Source organism: Butyrivibrio sp. NC2002 (assembly GCF_000702265.1).
GTDB lineage: Bacteria > Bacillota > Clostridia > Lachnospirales > Lachnospiraceae > Butyrivibrio.
Window position 1 is genome coordinate 822,917 of record NZ_KL370880.1, and the last position, 23,036, is coordinate 845,952.

At 40.9% G+C, this 23,036-nt stretch carries 19 protein-coding genes and 1 tRNA gene; 18 read left to right on the forward strand and 2 right to left on the reverse strand.

Annotation, left to right across the window (positions count from 1 at the left end; all coding sequences use genetic code 11):
* Window positions 1-139: 139 nt before the first annotated feature.
* Window positions 140-1,264, forward strand: coding sequence for a glycoside hydrolase family 25 protein (locus T543_RS10560; protein ID WP_155843237.1), 1,125 nt, complete (start codon window positions 140-142; stop codon window positions 1,262-1,264).
* A gap of 30 nt (window positions 1,265-1,294) precedes the next feature.
* On the opposite strand, the gene T543_RS10565 is transcribed toward T543_RS10560, so the two are convergent.
* A complete protein-coding gene (locus T543_RS10565; protein ID WP_035768154.1) occupies window positions 1,295-1,762 on the reverse strand; it encodes a GNAT family N-acetyltransferase in 468 nt (155 codons plus the stop codon).
* A 160-nt stretch (window positions 1,763-1,922) separates the two neighbouring features.
* Between T543_RS10565 and T543_RS10570 the strand changes: the two genes are divergently transcribed.
* From T543_RS10570 to truA, 4 genes are all read left to right on the forward strand, one after another.
* A complete protein-coding gene (locus T543_RS10570) occupies window positions 1,923-2,585 on the forward strand; it encodes an epoxyqueuosine reductase QueH (protein WP_035768155.1) in 663 nt (220 codons plus the stop codon).
* Window positions 2,586-2,688: 103 nt separating this feature from the next.
* Window positions 2,689-4,458: an arginine--tRNA ligase gene (gene argS / locus T543_RS10575; RefSeq protein WP_035768156.1), complete on the forward strand. Its 1,770-nt coding sequence runs from the start codon at window positions 2,689-2,691 to the stop codon at window positions 4,456-4,458.
* A 52-nt stretch (window positions 4,459-4,510) separates the two neighbouring features.
* Complete coding sequence (gene thrH / locus T543_RS10580) at window positions 4,511-5,116, forward strand: bifunctional phosphoserine phosphatase/homoserine phosphotransferase ThrH (RefSeq protein WP_035768157.1); 606 nt, start codon at window positions 4,511-4,513, stop codon at window positions 5,114-5,116.
* Between the two features lie 87 nt (window positions 5,117-5,203).
* Entirely contained in the window at window positions 5,204-5,956 is a 753-nt protein-coding gene (gene truA / locus T543_RS10585) for a tRNA pseudouridine(38-40) synthase TruA (protein WP_035768158.1), read from the forward strand.
* 27 nt (window positions 5,957-5,983) lie between these two features.
* On the opposite strand, the gene T543_RS10590 is transcribed toward truA, so the two are convergent.
* Window positions 5,984-6,637, reverse strand: a complete 654-nt coding sequence (locus T543_RS10590; RefSeq protein WP_035768159.1) for a hypothetical protein — start codon at window positions 6,635-6,637, stop codon at window positions 5,984-5,986.
* A gap of 191 nt (window positions 6,638-6,828) precedes the next feature.
* On the opposite strand from T543_RS10590, the gene T543_RS15335 reads away from it, so the two are divergent.
* The 13 genes from T543_RS15335 to T543_RS10655 all read left to right on the forward strand — a co-directional run bounded on the left by T543_RS15335 (window position 6,829) and on the right by T543_RS10655 (window position 22,896).
* Window positions 6,829-7,881 (forward strand): polysaccharide deacetylase family protein, encoded by a 1,053-nt coding sequence (locus T543_RS15335; RefSeq protein WP_051638703.1) that lies wholly within the window; start codon window positions 6,829-6,831, stop codon window positions 7,879-7,881.
* A gap of 23 nt (window positions 7,882-7,904) precedes the next feature.
* Window positions 7,905-8,849 (forward strand): polymer-forming cytoskeletal protein, encoded by a 945-nt coding sequence (locus T543_RS16285; RefSeq protein WP_035768160.1) that lies wholly within the window; start codon window positions 7,905-7,907, stop codon window positions 8,847-8,849.
* Window positions 8,849-9,541, forward strand: coding sequence for a UMP kinase (gene pyrH / locus T543_RS10605; RefSeq protein ID WP_035768161.1), 693 nt, complete (start codon window positions 8,849-8,851; stop codon window positions 9,539-9,541). Before T543_RS16285 ends, pyrH begins: the two co-directional genes overlap by 1 nt.
* A gap of 25 nt (window positions 9,542-9,566) precedes the next feature.
* Window positions 9,567-10,118 carry a ribosome recycling factor gene (gene frr / locus T543_RS10610; RefSeq protein WP_035768162.1) on the forward strand — a complete coding sequence of 184 codons (552 nt, stop codon included), beginning with the start codon at window positions 9,567-9,569 and terminating at the stop codon, window positions 10,116-10,118.
* Window positions 10,119-10,237: 119 nt separating this feature from the next.
* Window positions 10,238-10,972, forward strand: a complete 735-nt coding sequence (locus tag T543_RS10615) for an isoprenyl transferase (RefSeq protein ID WP_035768163.1) — start codon at window positions 10,238-10,240, stop codon at window positions 10,970-10,972.
* Window positions 10,969-11,796, forward strand: coding sequence for a phosphatidate cytidylyltransferase (locus T543_RS10620; RefSeq protein ID WP_035768164.1), 828 nt, complete (start codon window positions 10,969-10,971; stop codon window positions 11,794-11,796). Before T543_RS10615 ends, T543_RS10620 begins: the two co-directional genes overlap by 4 nt.
* A 27-nt stretch (window positions 11,797-11,823) precedes the next feature.
* A complete protein-coding gene (locus T543_RS10625) occupies window positions 11,824-12,975 on the forward strand; it encodes a 1-deoxy-D-xylulose-5-phosphate reductoisomerase (RefSeq protein ID WP_035768165.1) in 1,152 nt (383 codons plus the stop codon).
* 36 nt (window positions 12,976-13,011) lie between these two features.
* Window positions 13,012-14,064: an RIP metalloprotease RseP gene (rseP, locus tag T543_RS10630; protein WP_035768166.1), complete on the forward strand. Its 1,053-nt coding sequence runs from the start codon at window positions 13,012-13,014 to the stop codon at window positions 14,062-14,064.
* 18 nt (window positions 14,065-14,082) lie between these two features.
* Complete coding sequence (gene ispG / locus T543_RS10635; protein WP_035768167.1) at window positions 14,083-15,141, forward strand: flavodoxin-dependent (E)-4-hydroxy-3-methylbut-2-enyl-diphosphate synthase; 1,059 nt, start codon at window positions 14,083-14,085, stop codon at window positions 15,139-15,141.
* 42 nt (window positions 15,142-15,183) lie between these two features.
* Window positions 15,184-19,731 (forward strand): PolC-type DNA polymerase III, encoded by a 4,548-nt coding sequence (locus T543_RS10640; protein ID WP_035768168.1) that lies wholly within the window; start codon window positions 15,184-15,186, stop codon window positions 19,729-19,731.
* Window positions 19,732-19,926: 195 nt separating this feature from the next.
* Window positions 19,927-20,178, forward strand: a complete 252-nt coding sequence (locus T543_RS10645) for a lactococcin family bacteriocin (RefSeq protein WP_035768170.1) — start codon at window positions 19,927-19,929, stop codon at window positions 20,176-20,178.
* A 156-nt stretch (window positions 20,179-20,334) separates the two neighbouring features.
* Window positions 20,335-20,406 (forward strand) — tRNA-Glu (locus tag T543_RS10650).
* A 1,224-nt stretch (window positions 20,407-21,630) separates the two neighbouring features.
* Entirely contained in the window at window positions 21,631-22,896 is a 1,266-nt protein-coding gene (locus T543_RS10655; protein ID WP_035768172.1) for an MFS transporter, read from the forward strand.
* Window positions 22,897-23,036: the final 140 nt, after the last annotated feature.

A 23,036-nucleotide genomic window follows, 5' to 3' on the forward strand; every position in this document is an offset into this window, starting at 1 on the left:
TGAATCTGCCTCAAAAGCATGGCTTTTGGGAGGTCTTTGTGCCATAGAGTGAGGGGATTTTTGATTTTAATGCTATTACTGATATTATTAAGATAAATAAAAACAGATTAAGCAGCCAATTGCTAAGCATAGGGGAATTATGAAAAGAGCAATACTTATTGTGGTGGTGTGCATGCTTGCAGCGTTTTTGATATTTGAAATATCAAGGTACACCGCGAGAAAAGATTATACAAGTAAAGAAAATGTGAGTACTGAGAGCGAAGCTGAGAAATCAGAACCTGCCAAAGAAAGTGAAGCAGAATTAGCAGAGCCGGAAATATTTGAACCAGAAGTAGCTGAGAATGAAATAACGGAGCCGGAACTGTCGGAATCAGAAATGACGGAATCTGAAATAACGGATTCTGAATTATCGGGGGCTGAAATTGAGGATAGCTCTGAACTTTTAGACAGTGATAAAGAATCCTTGGAAGAGACGCCCAATGGCATTGACTCTTTGGAGCAGCCGCAGGAGACAAACTACCTTCTTTTTTTGGATGCTTATGGTGAGTCTCACCAAATGGAAGTCAATCCCAATGTAAAAAAACACGACTACTACATGTCTTCTTTTTACAGGTTCGGTGAATATGAATCCTACGAAGGAGATGACAGATATACCTACAGACTGGGAATTGATGTATCTCATCACAACGGTGACATTGATTTTAATGCTGTGAAAGAATCAGGGATCGACTTTGTTTTCTTAAGGATCGGATACCGCGGATACGGCGAAGAGGGCACGTTAAATGAAGACAAGATGTTTCGCGAGTATATAGATAAGGCTCATGAGGCTGGACTCGATGTAGGATGCTATTTTTATTCACAGGCCATAAATACTGATGAAGCTCAGGAAGAAGCGGCGCTTGTCCTTAAAATCTTAAAGGACTATAAGCTGGAGCTTCCTGTTGTCTTTGATCCTGAGAATGTACTTGATGATGTGGCAAGGACAGATAATGTAACAGGGGAGCAGTTTACGGAAAATACGATAACGTTCTGCGAGCTGATAAGGGATGCGGGTTTTGAACCCATGGTTTACAGTAACCTTATGTGGGAGGCATTTCAATTTGATATGGAGAAAATAGGCAGGTATCCAGTCTGGTATGCTGACTATGAGCCTGCTCCGCAGACTCCGTACGATTTTACCTGTTGGCAGTATTCAAACACAGGAAAGGTTCCGGGAGTTGATGGTGAAGTCGATCTCGATATCATGCTTATTCCGAAAAATTGAATTCGGAATAGGCAAGATATTTGATGCTTATCAGAGCAGCGTCTCCATTCCGATCTTGTAGGGCTTCATGCCAACGGATTCATAGAACTTCATGGCGCTTTCGTTAAGGCACCAGACATTTAAAGTTACGTTGTAGTAGCCATGCTCTTTTGCCCAGGAGATGACATGATTATAGAGTTGCTTTCCTGCATGCTGACCTCTTGAATTTTCATCGACGCACAGATCATCAATGTAGAGTGTTTTGATGTCGGTCAGGAGGTTGTCATTTATGTGCTGTATGTGCATGCAAAAGGCATAGCCGATCATCAGGTCGTTATCATCAACAACTGCAAAAATAGGGCGATTGTCGTCTCCTAATATTTCTACGAGTTCCTCATCGGTATATTTATTATTTTTTTTGAACAGATCGGGTCTTCCCTCGTAATGAACAAGATTAACCTGTCTTAACAGTTCATGTATCCTGGGAAGATCCTTTTTTTGTGCACGTCTGAAATTCATTTTTTTATCCTGCTTTCCGGTATGCTTTTTTGTATATATATACTTGTTTTTTGTTCTGATAATTCATTCTTATATCATAACCTATTTTGAAGCAGATAAGAAAAATTTTAGCTGAAAAAAGATTCTGTTGTGGTAATATTGTAAAAACGGAGAAAAGAAAATGAACAAAAGAAATTACGCAAAGGAATTGGAAAATAAAATATCGGAGTTTCAGAAGGAGGGAATTTATCCAAAGCTACTTCTTCATGCGTGCTGCGCTCCGTGTTCGTCGCATTGCCTTGAGTATCTTAGACAGTATTTTGATATTACGGTTTTTTACTATAATCCCAATATCATGAGAGAGCCTGAATACAGAAAGAGAGTCGAAGAGGAAAAAAGACTCATAGCCGAGTATAACAGGCAGGTAGAAACCGGGGATTTTGAGGATATGCATTCGGATGAAAACGCAAGGATAATAAATATCATGGAAGGCGACTATGTGGTTTCCGATTTCCTGAATGCGGTAAAAGGACTTGAGGACTGCCCTGAAGGAGGGGACAGGTGCACAAAGTGTTTTGAGCTTAGACTTGAGGAATCTGCAAGGATCGCAAAAGAAAACGGATTTGATTTTTTCACAACGACACTGACGATTTCTCCGCTAAAAGATGCGGTAAGACTAAATACTATAGGCGAAGCGATGGGAGAAAAGTACGGTGTAAACTGGATTCCGTCTGATTTTAAGAAAAAAGAAGGCTACAAGCGCTCTATAGAGCTGTCACACAAGTTTGGCCTGTACAGACAGGATTTCTGCGGGTGCGAGTTTTCGAGGGTTAAAAATAAATAATTCCACATTTATATATATTTGTGATAGAATTCATTAGAATTAAGAGTTGAATATTTAGGAACTGCTAATAATATGAACAGTTCACTCAGGAAGGAAGATTGTTTTGGAAAAAATCTTAGAGTTAATTTCAAAAGAAGTATCTGCTGCATTTGAGGCAGCAGGCTACGATGCAGAGCTTGGAAAGGTAACACTTTCAAACAGACCTGATCTTTGTGAGTATCAGTGTAACGGTGCTATGGCAGGTGCAAAAAAATATGGTAAGGCTCCCTTTATGATCGCTGATGCTGTTGCAAAAAATCTTCAGGATAGCGAAATCTTTTCATCAGTTGAATCCGTAAAGCCGGGATTTCTTAATCTTAAAGTAAGCGAAGATTTCGTAAGAAACTATATCGTAAGAATGCTTCATGAGCATCATTTTGGCGTAAAAGAGCCAATGCATGCACCTAACTTCATGATAGATTACGGCGGACCAAACGTTGCGAAGCCGCTTCACGTTGGACACCTTCGTTCAGCAGTTATCGGAGAGAGTATCAAGAGAATCCTTAAATATGCCGGATACAAAGTTACAGGCGATATTCATCTTGGTGACTGGGGACTTCAGATGGGGCTTATCATAACAGAGCTTAAAAAGCGTAAGCCCGATCTTCCGTATTTTGATAAAGAGCATTCGGGACAGTATCCCAAGGAGCCTCCGTTTACTATAAGTGAGCTTGAGGAGATTTATCCTGCAGCAAGTGCCAAGTCAAAAGAAGATGAGGCATACAAGGCAGAGGCTATGGAAGCTACAAAGCTCCTTCAGGACGGCGACAAGGGCTATCGTGCTCTTTGGCACCATATACTTAATGTTTCTGTCAATGACCTTAAGAAAAACTACAAGAACCTCAGTGTTGATTTTGACCTCTGGAGAGGTGAGTCCGATGTTCATGATGTGATCCCCGGAATGGTTGATTACATGAAACAGCACGGATATGCTCATGAGAGCCAGGGCGCACTTGTAGTTGATGTTGCAGAAGAAACAGATACCAAGGAGATTCCGCCTTGCATGATCCTTAAGTCAGACGGTGCTTCTCTTTACAATACAACAGACCTTGCTACTATCCAGCAGAGAATGGAAGAGTTCAAGCCCGACGGTCTTATCTATGTAGTAGATAAGCGCCAGGAACTCTACTTCACACAGGTGTTCCGCTGTGCAAGAAAGACAAAACTTGTTCTTCCTGAGACGGAGCTTCACTTTGTAGGATTCGGTACAATGAACGGCAAGGATGGTAAGCCTTTCAAAACAAGAGAAGGCGGCGTTATGCGTCTTGAGAATCTTATCAAAGAGATCGACGAGAAGATGTACAACCGCATAAAGGAAGGCAATCAGGAAATTGATGATGCTGAAGCTAAGGATACGGCACACAAGGTTGCGCTCGCTGCGATCAAGTATGGCGACCTCTCAAATCAGCCTTCAAAGGATTACATTTTCGATATTGACAAGTTCACATCATTCGAAGGAGATACAGGTCCGTACATCCTTTACACAATGGTGCGTATCAAGTCAATTCTTTCTAAGTATGAAAATGCCGGAGGAAATGTTAAAGAGGCGCTTCTTAGAAATGCAGAGTCAGCAGATGAGAAGAACCTTATGCTTCTTCTTACACGTTTTGCGGATGCGGTTGAAAGCGCTGCAAAAGACCTTATGCCTAACAGAATATGTGCATATATATACGAGTTATCCAATGCACTTAACAGTTTCTATCACTCAACCAAGATCCTTTCTGAGAGTGACGAGGAGAAAAAGAGCGGCTACATTGCTCTTCTGAATGTAACACTTAAGGTACTTGAAACAGGAATCGATCTTCTTGGATTCACGGCACCTGACAGGATGTAATGAATTCATGCCATAGTAACAAATACACTATATACACGAGGAGGATGAAAAAATGTATGTAACTTGTTTGGATCTGGAAGGTGTTCTTGTGCCTGAGATTTGGATTGCTTTTGCGGAGGCTACTGGTATTCCTGAGCTAAAGAGAACAACCAGAGATGAGCCTGATTATGATAAACTCATGAAGTTCAGAATAGGAATACTAAAAGAGCACGGACTTGGACTTAAAGAAATCCAGGATACTATTGCAACCATCGACCCCATGGAAGGCGCCAAAGAATTTTTGGACGAACTCAGATCCATTACACAGGTTGTCATACTAAGTGATACTTTCACACAGTTTGCAACTCCTCTTATGAAAAAGCTTGGATGGCCTACAATTTTCTGCAACACACTTGAAGTTACAGAAAGCGGCGAAGTTACCGGCTTTAAGATGCGCTGCGACAACGGAAAGCTTTCAACAGTCAAGGCTTTCCAGAGTGTCGGACTTGATACAATTGCAAGCGGCGACAGCTTCAATGACCTTGGCATGATACAGGCAAGTAAGGCAGGATTTTTGTTCAGGACAACTGATAAGATAAAGGCAGATTATCCTCAGATCCCTGCATTTGAGACCTATGAAGAACTCTTGTCAGCTATAAAAGAGCAGCTGAAAAAATAATAAATATGTCACAATGAATGCATTGGTTTTAGGACCAATGCATTTTGCACATTAAAAGCGCCAATTACATTTGGCAATGGAGATCCTATGAAGAGAAACTATAAGTTTACATTAAGCTATGACGGTACAAGATTCTACGGATGGGAGAGGCAGCCTAACAAGGACATGACCATTCAGGGCAAACTTGAGAGCGTGCTTACAAGAATGACAGAACTTCCGGAGGGAAAAACTGTCCAGGTCATCGGGGCAGGAAGAACTGATGCCGGTGTTCACGCAAGAGCAATGACAGCCAATGCTTTCCTGGATACTGATTTGAGCGAAGAAGAAATCCTTGAATATATGAACCAGTATCTGCCGGAGGACATAAGCATCAACGACGTGAGAATATGTGCCGACAGATTTCACAGCAGATATAATGCGATTGGCAAAACCTACAGATATACCTGTTACTGTGGCAAGACCAAACCTGTTTTTGACAGGAAATATGTGACAGTAATAGATACTATGCCAGATGTGGAAAAAATGAGACAGGCAGCAGAGTATATTATCGGAACACACGATTTTAAGAGCTTTTGCGGAAACAGCAAGATGAAGAAGTCTACTGTAAGATGTGTTGATAATATCAGGATAGAAGAGAGCCTTCCTCAGATAAGATTCTATTTTCACGGAAACGGCTTTTTACAGAACATGGTCAGGATCATGACCGGAACCCTGCTCGAAGTCGGTTATTGCAACCTAAAACCTGAGGATGTAAAAGACATAATAGAGGCTATGGATAGACAAAAAGCAGGCCCCACAGCACCGCCGCAGGGCCTTTGTCTTATGAAAGTCGATTATTGATACTATTGCCGCGAAAAGCAGCTTTGATCAGAAGTCAAAATCATCCGAAGGAGCTGACCATGTAATTACATAGTCATCATATTCGGAAGGTAATAAATTGAGCTCCTGTGTATTGGAACTTCCGCTGTGAAGGGTGTAACCCTTGTCAGCTATGTTAACTGTATCAAATGCCACAGGCTCACCTTCATTAAAGAAAATGCTGCGTACATTCACAGCCTGAACATCCTGCTCGGAATAGTTTGTTCCTGTTACAACCAGAGTGTTTTCCTCAGAAGGAGCATATTCTATATTCACAGAGTCCTGTCTGCAGACATCGGTATCAGCTACGGTCAGGTCGTATGAAAATGTAGCATCTTTTACTTCTTCAGATTTGAACTGTCCGTAAAGAATAAATGCATTTTGTGCTTTTACAACAAGACCATAATCGGAGACTGTTTTGATAACGGCTCCGTCCTCTGATAGCGCATTAAAAACGGCAGAGACAACTATGTCATTTGAAGAGTTATTGGTGGCAACAATTACATAGCGAGTGTTATAGCCATCTTCATCGCAAATGACATACTCATCGTCAACTGTAATGTCTGAAACTGATGCTTCACTTGCGTATGAAATAATAGGTAACCGGAAGATACTTCCTAAAAAAATAGACAGTGACAGAATGATGTAGGCGATTTTCCTCATACCGTTTTCCTCCTTCGTATTTCGTATATTTAGGATAGCATTTAATGGTAAAAGCATTGTAAAGAGCATATTAAACACATATAAAGCAAAAATAAAAAATGTATAAAGGGCATACCCTATTTTTTCTTTTTGTATTCGATAATATATGTTATAATGCTATTTAGCTATGCAGCTAGAAAGTGGTATTATATATGGAGGCAAATACGGAGCCGGGCAAAACAGATGAGTCCAGAAAAAAACGTATCCGTTTCCTTAGAAGGTTGATCCTTGTATCGATTGCCACGGCAATTATTGTTCCAATCTGTATATGCCTGCTTCTTGCTATAAAATATGACAAGGTTAGTAATAAACTTGACAGGGCTATAGAAGAATTGGCGTGGTATGAACAGCAATACGGCGAGACGGCACTGGCTGAGGGCATGGGAGATGAGAAGCCTCTTATAACAGATGATGGATCATCGGATGAGGCAGAGGCTAAGCAGACGACCAGTACCGGAAGCGGAGAAGATATTCCTGTGGCACAGGAAGATAACGCTGAAGTTGTGGCAGGTAATCCCGACGAAAAATCAGATGTTATCCTTGAAAATGCAGATGCAGAATCGTCTGAATGGGATGGAACGAGGAGAGTATATCTTACCTTTGATGACGGACCAAGCGCAACAACAGGCGAAATTCTTGATATACTTGATGAGTACGGTGTTAAGGCTACTTTTTTTGTCACCGGAAAAGAGGGGGAAAAATACGCTGATGTCTACAAGAGAATAGTGGACAACGGACATACGATAGGGATGCATTCCTACAGTCATCAGTACAGCGAACTGTACAGCTCCCTTGAGAGCTTTGCGACAGATCTTCAGAAATTACAGACTTTTTTGTATGAGACTACGGGATCGTGGTGCACGTTATACAGATTTCCCGGTGGCAGCTCCAATACGGTAAGCAAAGTCAGTATGCGAGATCTTATTGATTATCTCGGACTTGAAAATATCACCTATTATGATTGGAATGTTGCAAGCAGTGATGACAGAAGCGGAATAACCAAAGACATAATAGTTGCCAACGTTATGACAGGCATTCCCAAGTTTCAGAACGCAGTTGTTCTTTTACATGATGCACCCGATAAGAGAACGACGATAGAAGCTCTTCCTGAGATAATCGAGCAGGTTCAGAGCATGGAAAATACAGTGATAGTTCCGATAACGGAAGATACGTTACCGGTTCAACATATCAGCAATTCGCAGTAATAAAAAAACGGAGGAATGAGAAAATGGGATTTTTTTCAGAGCTGAAAAGTGATCTCTCTCAGGCAGCAAAAACAATCATACCTGAGGAAAGCGAAGATGCAAAGATCCTTAATGACACTGCAGGGGAAGACACAGTTAAGAAGTCTGAAGCAGATGTTAAGAAGGACCTGAATGAAATGCTTGAGCACCTTGATGAGATCAAGCTGAGCGAAGAGGTCGAGGCACAGGAATCAGAAGCTTCCGAATCTGTTTCTGAGGAGCCTGCATCAGAAAAACCTGCAGCAGGTGAGGCTGAATCAGAAGCAAGTATTGAGGAAACTACTACTGAGGAGACAGTTGCTGATCTTACAGCATCAGTCGGAGCACTTGACACACTTGCAGGTATGTCAGCATCCATGAGTATGGAAAAAGAAGAAGAGGTACCTGTTGAGGCACCTAAGAAAACAACAAAAAATAATAGAAATTACGGGGGATTTGAAACAATGGACATTCAGCAGCAGACACCTACAGATGAGACAGCCAGCATTACAGAGGGTATGAAAATTGTTGGTAATCTTGAGACAACAGGCTCACTTGAACTCGTTGGTAAGATTACAGGTAACGTAACATGCCTTGGCAAGCTTAACGTAACAGGAGAGATTGAAGGCGATTCTAAGGCAGCAGAGATCTATGCTGAGGCAGCAAGGATCACAGGTGAGGTTCGCAGCCAGGGTAGCGTTAAGATTGGTCAGAGTACTGTAGTTATCGGTAATATCTTTGCAACAAGCGCAGTTATAGCAGGCGCTGTAAAGGGTGACATCGATGTTCCCGGTCCTGTTGTTCTTGATACAACTGCTATCGTAATGGGTAACATCAAATCACAGTCAGTACAGATCAACAACGGTGCTGTTATCGAAGGTAACTGCTCACAGTCTTATGCTGAGGTTAATCCTTCTGCATTCTTTGAAGGTCTTAAAGGAACAAAATAATGAGAATATTACTTAAACTTAGTGGAGAAGCTCTTGCAGGTCCAAACAAAACCGGTTTTGATGAAGAGACAGTAAGAGGCGTAGCTTTACAGGTAAAACAACTTGTTGATGAAGGTACACAGGTTGGTATCGTAATAGGCGGTGGCAACTTCTGGAGAGGAAGAAGCAGTGAGAGCATCGACAGAGTAAAAGCCGATCAGATTGGAATGCTCGCTACGATCATGAACTGCATCTATGTTTCTGAGATTTTCAGAAGTACAGGCATGAAGACAAACATTCTCACACCTTTTGAGTGTGGCTCTTTCACCAAGCTTTTCTCTAAAGACAGAGCAAACAAGTATTTTGAAAGAGGCATGGTTGTATTCTTTGCCGGAGGAACAGGTCATCCTTATTTCTCAACAGACACCGGTGCTTCTCTTAGGGCAATTGAGATAGAGGCAGATGTAATGCTTCTTGCAAAGGCCATCGACGGTGTTTATGACAGTGATCCTATGACCAATCCTGATGCAAAGCGTTACGACACTATCAGTATAGATGAAGTTGTTGCACAGAATCTTCAGGTTGTAGATATGACTGCATCGATAATGGTAAAAGAAAACCATATTCCTATGCGTGTATTTGCACTTCAGGAAGAAAACAGTATTATTAAAGCAGCAAGTGGTAAGTTCAACGGAACTACCGTTACAGCTTAAATAATAAGGGATGGAGGATAATGATATGAACGAGAAGGTAAAACCTTACGAAGACAAAATGACAAAGGCATTTGATTTCCTTACCCAGGATCTTGCATCAATCCGTGCAGGTCGTGCTAATCCCCATGTTCTTGATAAGATCAAGGTGGATTATTATGGAACACCTACACCTCTTCAGCAGGTTGGTAATGTCTCCATACCCGAAGCACGTATGATCCAGATTGCACCTTGGGATAAGACACTTATAAAAGATATCGAGAAAGCCATCCTGGCTTCAGATCTCGGCATCACACCCGGCAATGACGGCAATGTGATCAGACTTATATTCCCTGAACTTACAGAGGAACGCAGAAAACAGCTTGTTAAGGATATCAAGAAGAAGGGCGAAGATGCTAAGGTTGCAGTAAGAAATATTCGTCGCGATGGAAATGATTCCTTTAAAAAGCTTAAGGGCACAGATGTTTCAGAGGATGAAATAGCTGAGCTTGAAGATGATCTTCAGAAGATGACAGATAAGTTCGTTAAAAAGATCGATGCTGCCGTTGAAGAGAAGAGCAAAGAAGTAATGACTGTATAATACAGGCATTAGCAAAAAGGTAAATATATTATTTACATACAAAATGAGCCTGTGACCAAACACAGGCTCACGTTTGATTTAAGCTTGTTTATTAGAAAAATGATAACAGTGAGGATTTAATGGTGGAAGATATTAGTAGAATTCCGGAACATGTAGCTATTATTCTTGATGGAAACGGCAGATGGGCCAAGGCAAAGGGAATGCCCCGAAACTATGGTCATATGCAGGGAGCAAAGGCAGTGGAAGATATTCTTGTTGATGCAAGAGATATGGGAATCAAGTATCTTACAGTCTATGCCTTTTCTACGGAGAACTGGAATCGCCCTGAGACTGAAGTTACTGCACTTATGACTCTGCTTAGACAGTACCTTAAGTCAAGCATTAAGAAGTCTATGAAAAACAATGTGCGATGCCGTGTTATCGGTGAGAGATCCAGACTTTCTAAAGATATAAACGATGCTATCACAGAACTTGAAGATGCTACTAAGGACAATACAGGTCTTACATTTACTATAGCCATAAACTATGGAAGCCGTGATGAGATACTAAGAGCTGTCAGAAAAATAGCAGGGGAATGTGCAGACGGTAAAGTCAAAGCTGAAGATATCACGGAAGAGATGATTGCTAAGAACCTGGATACCTGTTACCTTCCTGATCCCGATCTGCTTATCAGAACCTGCGGAGAACAGAGATTAAGCAATTTCCTTCTTTGGCAGTGCGCTTATACAGAGTTTTATTACACAGATATTGCATGGCCTGATTTTGACAGGAAAGAGCTCGAAAAAGCATGTGAAGCATATGCCGGTAGAAATCGTAAATTCGGTGGATTAAAGGATGCAGAGGATAAAGCATGAAAACTAGGGTTATAAGCGGAATTGTACTTGCAATATTACTTTTTTTGACTTTGTTTTTTGGCGGATATGTAACTCTTGCGGTTTTACTTGCAATTTCACTTGTCGGATATCATGAGATCGTATCTGCGCTGGGAGTTGAGGATAAAAATAAGAAATTCTCAACGCTTGAACTTGCGGGTTTTGCAGTAATAGCATTTCATTATGCTTTAATGGCAATTAGTGGCGGAAAGCTTATTTTCTTTGTAATGGCACTTATGATCTTATTTATGGCAGAAGCTGCGATATTTGTATTTTCTTTTCCGAAGTATGAATTTAACAAAGTGATGGCTTCGGTATATGCATTTGTTTATGCGCCGATGATGTTGTCATTTATTTATCTGTTAAGGATCAGGGAAGATGGACAGTTCGTTGCCTGGATTCCATTTATAGCATGGGTATGTGATACCAGTGCTTATTTTGCAGGAAGCACACTTGGAAAACATAAGCTTTGTCCGAAGCTTTCTCCTAAAAAGACTGTGGAGGGTGCAATCGGCGGCGTAGTAGGTAGTGTGATCGTTGGATGCATTTACGGATATGTTATAGAAATGGCAACTGGAAATACCGGTTCTGCCGTGAGCAATGTCCTTGTTTATGCTCTGATCACAGCAGTTGCAAGTATCCTGTCTCAGATTGGAGATCTGCTTGCATCAGGTATCAAGCGAAACCACGACATAAAAGACTATGGAACGCTTATTCCGGGACATGGTGGTATCATGGACCGTTTTGACAGTGTTATCTTTATAACACCGGCTATATATTTTTTGACTACTTATTTACTTAAATGAGATATTTTTGAAAAGAGGTAATTTTACATGGGAAGAAATATTGTTCTTCTGGGATCCACAGGATCCATCGGAACGCAGACACTTGATGTTGTAAGGAACAATCCAGATGATCTTAAAGTTATCGGAATTGCAGCCAATAAGAGTGTTGATAAGGTTGAAGCGCAGGTAAGAGAATTCAGACCGAAGTACGTTTGCATGTTCGATGAAGAAGCTGCAAGAGATCTAAGAATAAAGCTTTCCGACATGCCTGTGGAAGTACTCTCCGGAATGGACGGACTTGTTGAAATATCGACAGTCAGTGAGGCAGACACCGTTCTTACAGCTGTAGTCGGAATGATAGGCATCAGACCTACAATTGCGGCTATAGAGAGCGGAAAAGATATTGCTCTTGCAAACAAGGAAACTCTGGTTACTGCAGGACATATAATAATGCCTCTTGCAAAGAAGATGAATGTAAGTATTCTTCCCGTTGATTCGGAGCATAGTGCTATATTCCAGTCTCTTAACGGAGAACCCGCTGATAAGATAGAAAAGATCCTTCTTACAGCATCGGGCGGACCATTCAGGGGAAAGAAGAGAGATGAACTTGTAAACATGACAGTTCATGATGCTCTTAAACATCCTAACTGGGATATGGGACCCAAGGTTACGATAGATTCCGCATCTCTTGTAAACAAGGGACTTGAAGTTATGGAAGCAAAATGGCTCTTTGGAACAGATATTGATCAGATCCAGGTTGTAGTTCAGCCTCAGAGTATCATCCATTCAATGGTTCAGTTTGTTGACGGCGCAGTGATGGCGCAGCTTGGAGTACCGGATATGAAGCTTCCTATTCAGTATGCATTGTTCTATCCGGATAGAATGCCTATGAGTGAGAAGAGGCTTGATTTCTTTGAACTTGGAAGCATAACTTTTGAAAAACCTGACACTGAGACATTTATGGGACTCAAATTGGCGTATGATGCTGCAAGGGCAGGCGGAAGTATGCCGACAGTATTTAATGCTGCCAATGAGATGGCTGTTAAGAAGTTCATTAACGGCGAGATCAAGTTCCTTGAGATATATGATATGATCACAGAGGCTATGGAGAACCACAAGAAGGTTGAAAATCCTGACCTTGAAGAAATCTTGCGCAGTGAGGCTTGGACATACGAGTTTCTTGCAGGAAGAAAAGCTTAACCGGAATTTATTCCTCACAGGAGGCCAATTTTTTATATGATAGTAAGTTTAATTTTGTTTTTTATTATTTTCGGAGTGCTTGTAACTACCCACGAACTGGGGCATTTTCTTATTGCTAAGGCAAACAATATCAAGGTAAATGAATTTTTCATAGGCATGGGCCCCACTCTCTGGAAAAAGCAGAAGGGAGAGACTCTCTACAGCATAAAGCTTTTGCCAATCGGCGGAGCCTGTGTTTTCGAAGGCGAGGACGGACTTGATGCCGATAAGGAAGAGCTTGACGAGAGAGCATTTCCAAATGCAAATGTATGGGCGAGAATTGCAGTTCTCTTTGGCGGACCGTTCTTTAACTTTATAACAGGTTTTATTATCGCAATCATCGTCGTGGCCAATACCAATTGGGATTTCCCTGTTATATCCGGGCTTACTGAGAATTCAGCGGCACAGGAAGCGGGACTTATGGAAGGTGATACTATCATTTCCATAGACGGCGAAAAAATCCATCTTGCCTCAGAAGTTACACTTATTTCCCAGTTTAACAGAGGCGGAGCAATGGACATTGTCTATGAAAGAGACGGACAGCGCTTTGAGACCAAGCTTCAGCCTTCATTCGATGAAGAATCGAATCGCTATTATATGGGAATCTACCTTGGCAAATATGAGAAGGTAAAGCCTTCACAGGTGGTCAAGTACGCATTTTATGATGTTTTGTATTACTTCAAAGCTACATACAGAAGCCTTGCGCTGCTTGTGCAAAGAAGATTGACCATGAATGATCTCTCGGGCCCTGTAGGAATAGTCAAAATTGTAGATGATACCTATGAAGCTGCAAGCCCATATGGAGTTACACCTGTAGTTATGTCTATGCTGGAGCTTGTGATACTTCTTTCGATAAACATCGGTGTTATGAACCTTTTACCTTTTCCTGCACTTGACGGCGGAAGACTTGTATTCCAGTTTATAGAAGTGGTGAGAGGTAAGCCTGTACCAAGAGATAAGGAAGGCATGGTGCACCTTGTAGGCATGGTGCTTCTTATGGCACTTATGGTAGTTGTGGTATTTAATGATATTTCCAAATTCATGAAGTAATAAAAGCGGAGGCTTGTAATGACATATAGAGACCATACTAAGGTTGTTCATATAGGTAATAAAGTAATAGGCGGCGGTAATCCAATAATGATCCAGTCGATGACCAATACGCCTACTGAGGACGTTACGGCTACTGTAAATCAGATACTGGCTCTGGAAAAAGCAGGATGTGATATTGTCAGATCTACAGTACCCAATCAGGAAGCTGCAAATGCGATCAAAGAGATAAAAAAGCAGATACATATTCCTCTTGTAGCTGATATTCATTTTGATTACAAAATGGCTATTGCTGCTATGGAAAATGGTGCTGACAAGATAAGGATCAACCCCGGCAATATCGGATCAGATGATAAGATAGAAGCTGTAGTTAAGACAGCAAAAGAGAGAAATATTCCAATAAGAGTCGGTGTTAACAGTGGTTCGTTGGAAAAAGACATTCTGCTAAAATACGGCGGTGTAACTGCTGACGGTCTTGTGGAGAGTGCTCTTGATAAGGTTGGGATAATTGAAAAATTTGGCTATGACAATCTTGTTATTAGTATCAAATCTTCAAATGTAATGCTTTGCGTAGATGCACACAGAAAGCTTGCAGAGAAGACAAATTATCCTCTTCATGTAGGAATTACAGAAGCCGGTACGCTCTATGGCGGAAACATCAAGTCCTCAATCGGTCTTGGAATAATCCTGAATGAAGGCATAGGTGATACGATAAGAGTATCTCTCTCAGGTGATCCTACAGAGGAAATAAGAACCGCCAAGACCATCTTAAAGACACTTGGACTTCGCAAGGGCGGAATAGAAGTTGTTTCATGTCCTACATGTGGAAGAACCAAGATAGACCTTATTGGACTTGCTAATAAGGTAGAAAATATGGTTCAGGAATTTCCGCTTGATATAAAGGTAGCGGTTATGGGATGCGCTGTTAACGGCCCCGGTGAAGCAAGAGAGGCTGATATAGGCATAGCAGGAGGCCTTCATGAAGGTCTTCTTATCAAAAAAGGTGAAGTTGTAAAGAAGGTTCCGGAGTCGGAGCTTTTGGATGCACTTAGATACGAGCTTGAACATTGGAATGCTTGATAGAATGTGCATCTGCGAACTATAAAGGGGAATTTTTACAGTATGAAAAAGCCATTTCTTGAGGTGTTTTCGGCACTTAAATTAGATCAACATACGAAGGAAGAGTTGTCGGATGTACATGTAGAAAAGATATCTACCACCGAAAAGAAGGACCTCATACGTATCTATCTGTCCAGTAACCGCCTTATCGAAAAGGCGGATGTTGTTAAGGCTGAGAAGGAGATAAAAAACCAGCTTTTTAAGGGAACCGATATTACGGTCAAAATTTATGAAAGGTTTTTCCTCTCAGCCCAGTACACCCCCAAGAGTCTTCTTGAAATGTACAAAGACAGTATCTTACTGGAATTCAGAAATTATGATCAACTTGAATATACCGTTCTTAAGAATGCTGAGTTTAATTATCCTGAGAGTGACAGGGTAGAGCTTGTTCTTGAAGAATCCGTAGTAGCAGAGAAAAAGAGCAGCGACATTGTACGTATTTTGACAAAAATACTCAATGAGCGCTGTGGTTTTGCTGTGAAAATGGACGTCACCTACAAGAAGGTTGAGAAGGAAACCAAGGAAAAGGATTACAGTAAAGAGACAGCATTCCTTGCTAAGAAGCTTGAAGCGGCTGAAGAGGCATCAGAGAAAAAACATCAGGAAAAAGAAGCTGCCAGGCAGGAAAAAGCAGAAGCTGCAAAAAAGAGTTCTTCAAGCTTTGGAAGTGGAAGCAAAGGACAGGAGGTCAAAAGCTCAGGCAGCAAGTTTGGACAGGGAAGTAAATTTGCTAAAAAGAGCGGCGGCTTTTTCAAGAAATCAGATGATCCTAATATTATTTACGGTAGAGATTTCGAAGATGAAACCATCAACATGGATGAAATTGTCGGAGAGATGGGAGAAGTAACAGTTAGAGGTCAGGTTATCTCTTACGATAAGAGAGAAATCCGTGGAGAGAAAGCAATACTGATCTTCGCTATCACTGATTTTACAGATACAATTGTTTGTAAGGTTTTTGCCAAGCAGGAGAACGTTCCGGAACTGGAGAAGGATATTAAGCCCGGGGCTTTCCTTAAGATAAAAGGTATCGCTATGGTCGATAAATTTGACCATGAGGTTACTCTTCAAAGTATCGCCGGCATAAGGAAGATACCTGATTTTAGAACCAAGCGTGTTGATGAGGAAGAAGTCAAAAGAGTTGAGCTTCACTGCCATACCAAGATGAGTGATATGGATGGCGTATCAGAGGTGAAGGATATTGTAAAGCAGGCTTACAAGTGGGGAATGCCGGGTATTGCTATAACCGATCACGGTGTAGTTCAGGCTCTCACAGAAGCTAACCATACATGGGATGATCTCTGGGGTGCAGAGAAGTCAAAGCGCAAGGAAGCCGGAGACAAGAATCCGGACAGACAGGATTTCTTTAAGCTTATTCTGGGTGTTGAGGGATACCTTGTTGATGACCTTAAAGAGATAGTTATAAATAATAAGGGACAAAAGGTTGAGGGAACCGAGTTTGTTGTATTTGACATAGAGACAACCGGTTTTTCACCATCCAAGAATAAGATAATTGAGATTGGTGCCGTTAAGCTTAAGGACGGCATAATAACAGACAGATTTTCAGAGTTCATAGACCCTAAGGAGCCGATACCTTTCAGGATCACAAAACTTACAAGTATTACTGACGACATGGTTATCGGATGTCCTACAAGGGATGAGATAATCCCCAGATTTGTTGAGTTCTGTAAGGGATGTGTGCTTGTTGGACATAACGTGGGATTTGATATCAGCTTTATAAATGAGAATTGCAGGCAGCTGGGGATCGACGTGGATTATACTACCGTTGATACCATGGGACTTTCAAGAGCATTTTTCCCTAGACAGGCTAAGCATAACCTGGATGCTTTGTGCAAAACTCTCGGAGTTGTAAATGAACACCACCACAGAGCGGTTGATGATGCTGAATGTACGGCAAAGATATTCCTTAAGTTTCTTCCAATGATTGAAGAAGCCGGGGCTGATGACCTGACGAAGGTGAATGCTCTTGGTGCATCAAATCCTGATATAGTCAAGCATTTAAGAACTCATCATGTGATCATTCTTGCCAAAAACACAGTAGGAAGAGTCAATCTGTACACACTTATAAGTAAGTCACACGTTGATTACTTCAGCAGATTTCCCAGGATCCCCAAGAGTGAACTCATAAAATACAGGGAGGGGCTTATCATAGGTTCTGCTTGCTGTATGGGAGAACTCTACGGAGCTGTTATCGAAGGACGTGATGAAGAGGAGATTGCAAAGATTGTCAATTTCTATGACTATCTGGAAATACAGCCTGTTGCAAACAACCACTTCATGGTGGACTCAGAAAAATACGAGGATATTAATTCGGATGATGATATCAGAGAAGTAAATAAAAGGATCGTTAAACTCGGAGAACAGTATAATAAACCGGTTGTAGCAACCTGTGATGCTCATTTCTTGAATCCGGAGGATGAGATATACAGAACGATCATCATGGCAGGAAAGGGCATGGCAGATGAGGAGCCTGCGCCTTTGTTTGTAAGAACAACTGCTGAGATGCTCAAGGAATTTGACTACCTTGGAGCTGCTAAGGCAAAGGAAGTAGTTGTCGATAATACAAGGGACATTTTGAAAAGGTGCGACAGTATATCACCGGTCAGACCCGATAAATGTCCTCCTGTCATTGAAGACAGTGATGGAATCCTTACACGTATCTGCTATGACAAAGCTCATGAAATATATGGCGAGGAACTTCCGGAAATAGTTAGCGAGCGACTTGAGAGAGAGCTTAATTCAATCATAAAGAACGGTTTCGCGGTTATGTATATCATTGCCCAGAAGCTTGTTTGGAAATCTGTGGAAGACGGGTATCTGGTTGGTTCCCGTGGATCTGTAGGTTCTTCTTTTGTTGCATTTGCATCAGGTATCACAGAGGTTAATTCGTTATCGCCGCATTACGTTTGCCCTCATTGTAAATACAGTGATTTTGATTCCGATGAGGTAAAAGCATACGCTGGTAATTCCGGATGTGATATGCCCGACAAGAGATGCCCTAAGTGCGGAACCATGATGAACAAGGACGGATTTGATATTCCTTTCGAAACATTCCTTGGATTTAAGGGAGACAAAGAGCCTGATATCGACCTTAACTTCTCAGGTGAGTATCAGTCGAAGGCCCACAAGTACACAGAGGTTATTTTTGGATACGGTCAGACCTTCAGAGCAGGAACTATAGCAGGTCTTGCGGATAAGACTGCATACGGATTTGTTAAAAAGTATTTTGACGGTATCGGAACTTCCAAGAGAAGATGCGAGATAGACAGAATAACACAGGGCTGTATAGGTATCAGAAGAGGTACAGGTCAGCACCCCGGAGGAATCATAGTTCTTCCTGTTGGAGAGGACATTAACTCCTTTACACCTGTTCAGCATCCTGCTAATGATATGACAACGGCGACGATCACGACCCATTACGATTATCACTCGATCGACCACAATCTGCTAAAACTTGATATTCTGGGACACGATGATCCTACCATGATAAGATTCCTTCAGGATTGTACCGGGCTTGATCCCAAGACAGTTCCTTTGGATGATAAAAATGTAATGGAACTTTTCATGAGTACCAAGTCGCTTAATATTACACCTGACCAGATAGGCGGAACAAAGCTGGGATGTCTGGGACTTCCCGAGTTTGGAACGGACTTTGCTATGCAGATGGTTATCGATGCGCAGCCTACATCACTGTCGCATCTGATACGAATTTCAGGACTTTCGCATGGTACCGACGTTTGGCTTGGAAATGCGCAGACACTTATCCAGGAAGGAAAAGCTACGATCGATACCTGTATCTGCTGCCGTGATGATATCATGATCTATCTTATCCAGAAGGGACTTGATAAGTCAGAATCCTTCAAGATCATGGAGGCAGTACGTAAGGGTAAGGTTGCTAAAGGCAAGGAAGGTAACTGGGAAACATGGAAGGCTGATATGAAGGAGCATGATGTTCCCGACTGGTATATCTGGTCCTGTGAGAAGATCAAGTATATGTTCCCTAAAGCTCACGCAGCTGCTTACGTTATGATGGCATGGCGTATAGCTTACTTCAAAGTATATGTGCCGCAGGCTTTTTATGCTGCATGGTTCTCCATAAGAGCGAAGGCACTTAACTATGAGCACATGTTCCAGGGCGAAGGTACACTCAAGATGTACATGAATTCCTACAGGGAAAAAGGCGATGAGATGACCAATGCTGAGCAGAACGAACTTGCAGCCATGAGACTTGCTGAGGAGATGTATGAGCGCGGAATAGAAGTGATGCCTATTGACATCTTCAAGGCTGCATCCAGATCCTTCCAGGTATTTGGAGACAAGATAATGCCTAGTCTCGTAAGTATAGACGGCCTTGGTGAAAAAGCTGCGGATCAGATCGTGGAAGCGTGTAAAGATGGCCCGTTCATCTCCAAGGATGACTTCAAACAGCGAACAAAATGCCCTCAGGCAGTTGTAGATAAAATGGCTGATATGGGACTTTTGGGAGATATACCGGAATCCAACCAGATAAGTATCTTTGATTTTATGAAATAAATTTAGAGATCTGTCATTTGAAATTATTCAAGTGACAGGTCTTTTTTAATGCGCAAACAGATAGGTTACTGTTAATAGTTATTTAATATTCACAGGGGTACAATATATTTATTCATAGTAGTATAATTACCATAAATTACTGTGGCAATTAAATATGTATTGCAAGATGGTAATTACATAGGAGGGCGGATAGTTATGAGCAATAATGAAAAAATTCTATCGGATGAAGAACTTAATGAGGTTAGTGGTGGTTCGCAGTTATACGTTGATGATGAACTTATGACAACACAAAATACTCTTTATTCAGGGAAGACCAAAAAGAAGGTTTCTAATCTCCTGATGAGTGGAGATAAAAAAGTAACTGCTGATAAGCTTGGTTCACCTACAAGAGTAAAAAGCACTACAATTTCAAATGTGTCCGTAAACCCTGATGGACAGTGGGTTTAAACGAGTAAAAACAGTATCCACCTTTCGCAATGAGAGGTGGATATTTAAGTTTTTTAAAAAAAATCAAAATTTTTAAAAAAAAGTGCTTGCATTAATTATAAAGATGTAATAATATAATCAAGTCGCCAAACGAAAGGCGACAAACAAAAACTAAATGGCTCGTTGGTCAAGCGGCTAAGACGCTGCCCTCTCACGGCAGAATCAGCGGTTCGATTCCGCTACGAGCTACTGACTGTGTAAACAGCCCAACCCTATGACTCCAGATGCTATCAGCATTTCGGAGTTTTTTATTTTCATACGCTATCAAGATAATATTTTTTGTTGAAAAATGCTTGAATAAGCGTTAGAATCAAAATATCTAAGAGGTGGTGCAAACCCCTCGCGTATAATTGTAGACTAAAATAGCTGCCAATCTTTGCGGGAGGGGCAGCTATTTTACTCACTTCATCTTAGATATTTTGTAAGTGAGTCCTATGATTGCTACGATCAGCAATCCAAATTGGATCAAGTCTGACCATGATACCATAGGCAACTCCTTTCGATTCTCAAAAAGTCGAAGGGCTGCACCACCAAAGATTATTATACAGATAGATGGCTGAATTACAACGATAATTGTATGTCGAAATATTGTATATTGCTCTATTCACAAGACGGTTTATTGGACGCCCTTCATTCTAAATTTTTTGTTTAAATAATTCAAAAAATGGCTATGACACAGTGACATTGTCATAGCCATTTATATCGAACAGCTTCTGAAAGATCGCTGCACACTCATATATTACGTCCATTATCCTCTTATCATTAATAAAAGCCTTGCTTACGCAAGGCTTTTATTAATGCAACTTTCTTTTCGCTTTCGCTAGATGGTCTATGGTAAGTTGTCACCTTTTACGACAAGATAACTGCTCTTTCTCGTTTCGCAAAATTAAAAATAATTAATAATTGCGAAATATAAGTGGCAGGATTATCAAATCATCAAGGGATTCCCTGTATTAGTCATTTATTATGCTTCCCAAGGCAAGAGGATGTAACCGAGTTGATTTATCAGATTTTTAAAGAATAAAAATATGAGATAAAGTGTCCAATTTGTAATAGGGCAAAATAATGTTGTAATACATCTAACCCTGTGATAGCATACAAGATGTAGAAAATTAACAGGGGAGAAACGATGAGCATTTGATAATTTGATTTGAGAAACACTTTAATGATTAAGCGCGAAAAGATGCATTAGGCATTTTCTGATTTGCTGTAAAGTATGCATGACAGAAATAAATGCGCTTAAGAGTAGCTTGGCCGAGATATCCGAGCTATGTTTGTGTACTCTTAAATTAGATTATCGTACGTTATTCTGTTCTGTTCATATAGGAATTTAGTATGAGTCTATTTTTGTGTACACAAGAATAGACTTTTTAATTTGCGCAGAGAAACTTGATATGATTACTGGAGGAAGATATGAAAAAAGAAAAAGATACAAATTCAAATCCCTTGTGGACCAGGGATTTTACTATAATCACACTTGGAAGTGTGGTGTCCATGTTTGGAAATAGTATGGCGGGATTTGCCATGAGTCTGATGGTGCTGGACTACACCGGATCCACAATGCTATATGCGATTTACCTGTCAATGTATACGATACCGCAGCTGATAATGCCTATAATATCCGGTGCGATACTGGACAGATTTTCAAGAAAAAAGATGATATATACTTTGGACTTTGTAATGTCAGTGATATACATCATAGTGGCGCTTGCAATATGGAAGGGGCTCTTTAATTTTCCGATGTTTGCAGTGCTTACGTTCTTTTTGGGGTGTATCAGCAGCGTATACATGGTAGCTTATGACAGCTTCTATCCACTTCTTATAACAAAAGGAAATTATTCCAAGGCGTATTCAATTGCAAGTGTACTTGAAACGCTCTCGCAAGTTATGGTGCCTGTTGCAACATTTTTCTATAACCTTGTGGGAATTGCACCGCTTATGATAATAAATGGCATATGCTTTTTTATAGCTGCATCTCTGGAGATGCAGATACAGACTAAAGAACAATATATTGAAAAACAAAGAGCGGAGACAACCGATGAGGATCTTGGAAAAATTGCAAGAGTTTTAACGGATATAAGAGAAGGCTTTGAATATCTTGTTTCTGAAAAAGGTCTTAGGGCGATTGCTATTTATTTTCTGTTCAGTGCAATGGCAGGCGGAGCCATGAATGTTATAGGACTTCCGTATTTTAAGAGCAATTATGATTATGGAGAATATATATTCATTGGAATTTTTGGTATGAGCTTTATTGGAAGGGCTGTTGGAGGAATGTATCACTACAGACACAGGCTACCTGCAAGGCATAAGTACTCAATTGCACTTTTCGTTTATGTGATGATAGGAATATTTGAAGGAGCTTACCTGTATCTGCCATTTTATATAGCTATGCTACTTAGCTTCATGGTGGGAGTTCTTGGTGTTACAAGCTACACTATCAGAATTTCGTCCACCCAGAGCTATGTGCCTGATGAAAAGAAGGGCAGATTTAATGGAGCTTTTCAGGTGCTTAGTACATCAGGTGCTTTGGTAGCAGAGCTTTCGGCAGGTGTACTTAGTATGTTTATGGGACAAAGGGAAATAGTCTTATTATTTGAGGTTATGGGAGTTGCAGCAGCGCTGATACTTATTGGAGGAAATAAAAAACACGTAGAAAAAATTTATAATAGGAATATGTAATGATATGGGGCTGTCGCCTTAGAGCAACCAAATAAAGATGACTTTGTTCGGAAATATATTCGGAAGGATATCAAATGTACGTTGACATCCTTCCGAATAATGTTTATACTGTAGGAGATGATAGATGCAAAGGGGGCATG

Coding starts and splice junctions, on each gene's coding strand:
- T543_RS10560 (WP_155843237.1), top strand. CDS start 140: ATGAAAAGAGCAATACTTATTGTGGTGGTGTGCATGCTTGCAGCGTTT.
- T543_RS10565 (WP_035768154.1), bottom strand. CDS start 1,762: ATGAATTTCAGACGTGCACAAAAAAAGGATCTTCCCAGGATACATGAA.
- T543_RS10570 (WP_035768155.1), top strand. CDS start 1,923: ATGAACAAAAGAAATTACGCAAAGGAATTGGAAAATAAAATATCGGAG.
- thrH (WP_035768157.1), top strand. CDS start 4,511: ATGTATGTAACTTGTTTGGATCTGGAAGGTGTTCTTGTGCCTGAGATT.
- truA (WP_035768158.1), top strand. CDS start 5,204: ATGAAGAGAAACTATAAGTTTACATTAAGCTATGACGGTACAAGATTC.
- T543_RS10590 (WP_035768159.1), bottom strand. CDS start 6,637: ATGAGGAAAATCGCCTACATCATTCTGTCACTGTCTATTTTTTTAGGA.
- T543_RS15335 (WP_051638703.1), top strand. CDS start 6,829: ATGGAGGCAAATACGGAGCCGGGCAAAACAGATGAGTCCAGAAAAAAA.
- T543_RS16285 (WP_035768160.1), top strand. CDS start 7,905: ATGGGATTTTTTTCAGAGCTGAAAAGTGATCTCTCTCAGGCAGCAAAA.
- pyrH (WP_035768161.1), top strand. CDS start 8,849: ATGAGAATATTACTTAAACTTAGTGGAGAAGCTCTTGCAGGTCCAAAC.
- frr (WP_035768162.1), top strand. CDS start 9,567: ATGAACGAGAAGGTAAAACCTTACGAAGACAAAATGACAAAGGCATTT.
- T543_RS10615 (WP_035768163.1), top strand. CDS start 10,238: ATGGTGGAAGATATTAGTAGAATTCCGGAACATGTAGCTATTATTCTT.
- T543_RS10620 (WP_035768164.1), top strand. CDS start 10,969: ATGAAAACTAGGGTTATAAGCGGAATTGTACTTGCAATATTACTTTTT.
- T543_RS10625 (WP_035768165.1), top strand. CDS start 11,824: ATGGGAAGAAATATTGTTCTTCTGGGATCCACAGGATCCATCGGAACG.
- rseP (WP_035768166.1), top strand. CDS start 13,012: ATGATAGTAAGTTTAATTTTGTTTTTTATTATTTTCGGAGTGCTTGTA.
- ispG (WP_035768167.1), top strand. CDS start 14,083: ATGACATATAGAGACCATACTAAGGTTGTTCATATAGGTAATAAAGTA.
- T543_RS10640 (WP_035768168.1), top strand. CDS start 15,184: ATGAAAAAGCCATTTCTTGAGGTGTTTTCGGCACTTAAATTAGATCAA.
- T543_RS10645 (WP_035768170.1), top strand. CDS start 19,927: ATGAGCAATAATGAAAAAATTCTATCGGATGAAGAACTTAATGAGGTT.
- T543_RS10655 (WP_035768172.1), top strand. CDS start 21,631: ATGAAAAAAGAAAAAGATACAAATTCAAATCCCTTGTGGACCAGGGAT.